The sequence below is a fragment of the Deltaproteobacteria bacterium genome, assembly GCA_018668695.1.
In the GTDB taxonomy this organism is placed as follows: Bacteria; Myxococcota; XYA12-FULL-58-9; order XYA12-FULL-58-9; family JABJBS01; genus JABJBS01.
The window spans coordinates 1-6,434 of sequence record JABJBS010000002.1; the positions used below are offsets into that span (position 1 = coordinate 1).

The following is a 6,434-nucleotide window of genomic DNA, read 5'->3' on the forward strand; positions in this document are numbered from 1 at the left end:
CATTTGGTGCCTTCCGGGCCAGACAGTGGCCAAACCTTTGGGCTTTATTGAAAGAAATTAATGTCGAGCCCATCTCACACGGCGCAGCCCACGACTGGTTCGATTCACCCTTCGCCGGATGGTTTGCTAAAGGCGGTCACAACATCGAACGAAACCCTGATGTTATGGAAACCATGCAAAAGGTTATCCTGGCCTTCACCCGGGCTCTACGGGACCCAGAAGCTGATGGACGAACCGTAGGTGAACTCTTTGACGAACTCGAGGTGTCAGATGAGTTTTTGCTTAAAGGATTTATTGGCGGCATCATCCACTACTTCGCCGGGCATCCACTCCAAACCTATTTAGACTACCCGCTTAGGCTATTGGCTTGGATGTGGCTCAACAATGCCGACCGCATCGACGACGAACCCATCGAACTTTTTCGTGTAGACAACGATACATATATTCAACAGTTTGCAGAAAAGCTCAGGCATTTAGGAGTTAAAATACACACCGGCGTTCAAGCAAGAGTCATTGAGCGGTCTGATGAATGTATAAAACTAAACCTCGAGGGCACCGAACAAACCCAGGCGTCGTTCTCCAAGCTTATTCTCGCGATACAGCCTCATCATGCTTTAAGCGTTCTATCCAATTGCGCAAGCGAAGCTGAGTTACAAATACTCGGTGGCTTTGAACATACCATTGATAAGGTTATCATCCACAAAGAGCCCGGCGCATTATCGGCCAACCCCGACAGCTGGAAGCTCTTCAATGTGGAACTTCCAAACGCAAATGAACCCACTCCTTCGCGGTCCGACACGCTTCCTATTACAATCTACAAGCCGTGTGTACGCGATGGCAAAACCCCGATTTTTGCGACCTATGACTACGCTCATGCGGACAAGAGTCGCATCAAAGGTGAAACCTTTACTTTCGAGCATGCTCGCGTCAATCCCGAAACGCAGCGGATGCGACAGAGACTCCCGGAGATTCAGGGAGTCGACCACATACACTTTTGCGGTAGCTGGAGCCGAGGGCTTACGCTTCACGAAGATGCCATTGTCACCGGCATAGAAAGTGCCAATAGAATCCTCGGAGAGCGGTTCGCTTACCCGGTATTAGATACACCGGTTGCCCTTCCCGCTCCCTTCGAATCCTGGAAAGAGTCGAGTACGACGAAGCTCGGCGGTTCACGGGCGGCCATCCTGGAAAGTATCGAGGAGATGATTCATGAGATATTGCCTCACCGCAAAGATCTCGAAATTACCGAAGAAACCGAGCTCCAAGGAGTCGTAACTTCTTCGCTCCACCTTGCTCGGTTGGCCAATGCCCTAAGCGACCAGATGGCGGGCCCCGAGGACTTCGACGTTTCTGAACTTTTGCACATGGAGACCGTTGGTGAACTCATAGAGTTTATCATCGATATCTTGGGCGAATCGGGACTTTCGCTTTCGGCACCCCCACAGAAAACCGAAAGCCGCGAACTCATCCCCGAGATGGACTGGACCTTACGAGGTCACCCGGTTACCTTAGCCCAGCAAAGTATTCTGGTTTCACATTTCTTATCTAGAGAACCCACCGGCGAATGGAATATTGCAGTAGCACGGTGGCTTGATGGACCCATATCCAGCCAAACGGTGAATACGGTTCTCCAAGAACTTGCGGCTGAGCACAGCGCGCTGCGCACACAATTTAGGCAAATAGGACCGCGACAATTCGAGCAGTCCATACTACGGGAACTGCCACTCCATTCGTTCTTTGAGTTTCCGGCATCCTCCGACAAAGAAGCAACTCTCTTAGCCCGGGCTCAAGTGGATGCCCCCATCGATATTACCGAGCGTGTCTTGAGGGTGCGTGTTATTCGCCGGTCCCCCACACGCGCAATTTTACTCATTGTCGTTCACCACGCGATTTCCGACGGATGGTCTACCGGTCTTCTCCTACGACATTTTTGGACTAAGCTTGGCAAAGCTTTAGGCGTTGTCTCATCCGAACCTGAACTTGGAGAGCATCATACACCTCAGCAACTAGATGCCGCATATTGGCAGCTAGAAGATTTAGAAGCAGACCATTGGAAAGGCCATCTTGAGTATTGGCGAGCCAAGCTAGAAAGACCCTTGCCCCGCTTAGCACCGCCCACCACCTTACGTGCTCGGGCTTACCAAGAGCGGTTCATCATACGCGCCAAAGATATCGACGCGTTGCGCTCACTTGCCAAAAGCTACAAGACATCCCTCAATGTGCTATTCACCGCAGTTTACGCCCAAGTCCTAGGTAAAGTGAGTGGGCTTACCCTCGCAGATGAACTACTGGTACGTATGCCTGTGGCCGCTCGGCGGCCCGAAACAGAGCAAATCATTGGCTGTTTTGCGGATGGGATGGTTTTACGTCTACCCGCGCAGTCGCAAACGTTTACCGATGCCTTATTGCAAACTCATCAAACATTTTACGATGCACTGGCCCACCCCACACCGTTTGCTCTTCTTTGGAAAGACCTCAATTGGGGCCCCGCTGAGCTTCTCGAACTCAATCAAGTCATTCTCAATTTAGAACAGACGGTTGAAATAGGGAATGATGAGCAAGTACTTGGCCCCGGCTTCGGCATTAAAACCATAAGTGAAAACGATGAGCCTGGAACAAACTTTACGACAGTTCGCTCAATGTTATCACTTAATGAAGACGATAACGGCGACTACGTAGGCGTGTGGTACTGGTCAGAAGACTTGGCCGATGAAAACAATGGTTCCACCATTTTGATTTGCCCTTTCCAAGATCTTATCGGGGCGCTTATCGATGGCAAGGGAGAAAACGCGATACAGTCGGCAGCGCCACCTTCTGGCGCCTCAGGTTGCCCGTTTCACGACAACCGCCAAAACCTCGCACGAGACACACGCGATGTTAAAGAACTCACCGAGCGTTATGACGCAAGCGGCGGTGAAGCAACCACGCCAGATCAAGACGTCCATATCGGTACGTTTCATGCGAGCTATATCCCGAAAGAGAACATTGCCACGGCAGGTGTCTTTGCCAGTGGTAACGGAGCACATGAAGCTATCGTTCGGCTATCCACTCGATTCGGCGCTGGCGGTTTGGCCATTAAGTTTCATCGCGATGGCAAAACGTTGCATGACCTTCTCTTTCTTACAACGACTACGATTCCCAACGATGCCGTCAAACTGGTTAATTCCGCCGCAGAGAACGAAGAACACGGCTCATCAGATGCACTGCTTCAGCCCTATTACACCATCAGCGCGTATGGCTGGGAAAACAATCAAGCCGTGAAGTTTCGCCTTGAGCCAGCCCCAGGGCAAAATACTCAATCTATTTTAAGCGCGGAGCATCGCACCAAATACGAAGCTCTTGAATCTGCTGCGGCCACAGACCAACACGCAAGGGCCACTCGCCTTAAGCTTCTACTTTCCCATGCTCAACAAGACATTGTGCTTGAGTTATCTATTCAAAAGGCATCCCACCCGGATATCACGCCGGTCAACGATACCTTGGTTGAATGGACCACGCCTTATACGGTCATCGGCGAGCTGCATGTTCGGTCCCAATCGGTTCAGCCCAAGCATGACGACACAATGCGCTTCCACCCATTTTCCGTAAGCGATGCGGCCTATTTACCCTTGGGCCGTCTTAACAGAATTCGGCGTGAGATCTACCGCCATGTGCAGGCTCCGCAAAACTCAAAACTAGCCCACCATGTTCCAAACAACATGAAGGTTTCAGTGGTCGGCGGCGGTGCAAGCGGCCTCAGGGCGGCCTTGGAACTCTCGGACCTCGGTTATCAAGTCACGGTTTTCGAACGTTCCGCATCACTTGGCGGTCATGCCTGCACGAAAGAAGTTTTGGGTGGCCAGCATATGCGTGAGCCGGCATTCGGAGCATTTCGCCGAGCCCAATGGCCAAACCTTATCGCTCTCTTAGAGGCGCTCGATGTTGAACCTAAATCCCATGGACAAGGCGATGACTGGCTCAACTCACCCTTTGTAGGTTGGTGGCGAGAAGGGCAAGGTTGGACTCAACCTGGCCTTGATACGGAAGAAGAAGCCAAACGATTCATCGTCGCACTGACTCAAGCTTTGGATAGACCTGAGTCGGACGGAGAAACCGTCGGAGATCTTATTGGCCGATTGAAGCTGTCTAATGAATTTCTTTCCACTTGGTTTGTGGGTGGAGTGATTCACTATTTTGCTGGGCACCCACTCCAATACTACCTGGACTACCCTGCTCGTCTACTGGCCTGGATGTGGCTCAATAACGCCGCCCGTGAAAAGTCTGAATCCATTGAATTGCTCAAAGTCGACAATCAGGAATACATGTCCCAGTTTGAGAAAATCCTCAGGCAAAAGGGCGTGAGAATCCAAACCGAGATCTCAGTCGTTACCACCGCAAGAAATATCGACTCAGTGACCCTCACAGGTACGGGCGAAGACGGTTCGGCCGAGGAGTTCACTTCAGGCCACCTCGTCCTGGCCATTCAACCCCATCATGCCCTGACGGTTCTTAACGGTCACGCCACTCAGGATGAGACCGAAGTGCTGGGTGGGTTCCACCACACCGTAAGTGTCGTCAAAATATATAAAGAATCTCCGCTTGGCTGCGAACTCCCGAAACTCTTAACCATCAAGTTGCCGCCCGAGGACGAAGGTATTTCCGACCTCACGCACACCTTACCAATGGTCATCAATAAGAAGTGCACCCGGGACGGTCAAACACCGATATATGCAGTTTATGATTATGCGGCAGCCGGAAGAGAAACGGGTCCGGATTCATTTGCTTTCGAGCATGTCCAGGTTACACCACACACTCAGAAGCTGCGTAAGCAACTCAACGAACTCCAAGGTAAACAGGCCGTACACTTTTGCGGCAGCTGGAGCCGCGGCTTAACACTTCACGAAGATGCCATCGTTACCGCTCTGGAAACTGTTAATCGCCTTGTGGGAGCAGGCCGCAGTGTGGAAATTCTGAATCCACCGATTCCACTTCATGAACCTTTTGAAGAGCGTACAGAAGACGAAGCTAACGAAGGCTTCGGGAGTACACCCGAAGAAATCGTTCGGAACCTGATCAAGCTATTAAGCAGCGTTATCGATTCAGATCTACCTGAAGAGTTGAGTGAGGATACCAAACTCAGCGATATTCAACTTTCATCTCTGCACTTTGCCCGCCTTGCCAATGCTATTGCCACACGCCTGCCTCCCAAGCTGCGGGACGAGGTTGATATTTTGGTGCTCTTGCAGATGGAGACGATTGGGGAGCTCTCTGACTTTTTAGCACAGCTCCTGTTTGAAGCTGCCGGCGGCAATGAGGTCAAGGCTGACACATCCTCACCCACCCAAGATGCAACCAGTGGACAAAACGTTCCCGATTCGGGACCATCACGGCGAAAATTTATCGAATCACTGCCTGAAAGCAGCGAGAGCCCTTTACCTGGACCCGCCGCGGTCATTGTTCAATTCTTCGGATTTATCGCTTTGGCCGTTTCACTCGCCACCTGTGCAAAAGTTGGAAGCTGGGGAGTCTCATTTATCGACACCTCCAGCATCCCTCTCGCCATCGCATCCATCCCGATTTGGTATATGCTCTTCACAACAGCATTCACCAGCATCTCAGTTTTGGCCAAACACATCTTGGTCGGTAAATTAAGACCCGGGCGCTACCCACTTTACGGTCGGACACATCTTCGTTGGTGGCTTGGTAACCTCTTCCTTCGATTTGGTCAGCAAACTGTATGGGCACCCTTTAGTGATACCATCATGGGTCCTTGGCTACTCAATGCCCTCGGCGCAAATGTCTCGTCGGGAGCTCAAACACCCTTTGGTGGTTCTGCTCCAAGCTTCTCACTCATTGATGCCGACCTGCTCGAGGTTGGCAAACAAGCCTACGTCAGAAACCGCGGACGGGTGCGTGCACACATGTTTGTGGATGGGTCACTTATTCTAGCAACAACTAATCTCGGCGAGAATAGTGCCGTTTGGAGCCGGGGAATTGTTGAGCCTGGTGCCAGCCTGGGCGAGGGGGCGCTTCTTGATTCTCACGCTGTGTTGTCCATGGGTCACCGGATAGCCTCCAAGGCAATTGCCCGCGGTATACCCGCAACCCAGAGCAGCGATGAATCAGCTCAGCCCATTCGGGTTTCAGGCAAGGAACGATTCACGCATCTCGTAAGCGCCACACTGCTTTGGCCTTTGGCACTCGGAGGAATGCTCTTTGGTACTTGCGAGTTCCTTGGGTTATTACCTTCCACAGCTGATCATTTTCCCGCTACAGTCTTGATGTGGATACTTGCTTACCCTGCGTGGCTTTCTGTCACCACACTCTTCGGGGCGGGTGTGGTCATTGCTAAGCAGTTCACGCTTGGCAAACTTTCAGAGGGTGAAGCCGAGGAAGACTATCCGATTGCCCTGCCTCTTATTCGAAACCTTTGCGCCATGGTACGACTGATATCC

Annotated in this window: 1 protein-coding gene; it reads left to right on the forward strand. The window is 51.6% G+C overall.

Translation table 11 applies throughout. The features are described from left to right. Positions 1 to 47: 47 nt before the first annotated feature. Positions 48 to 6,434 (forward strand): NAD(P)-binding protein (locus HOK28_00065; GenBank protein ID MBT6431452.1); only part of this gene is annotated, 6,387 nt, incomplete at its 3' end.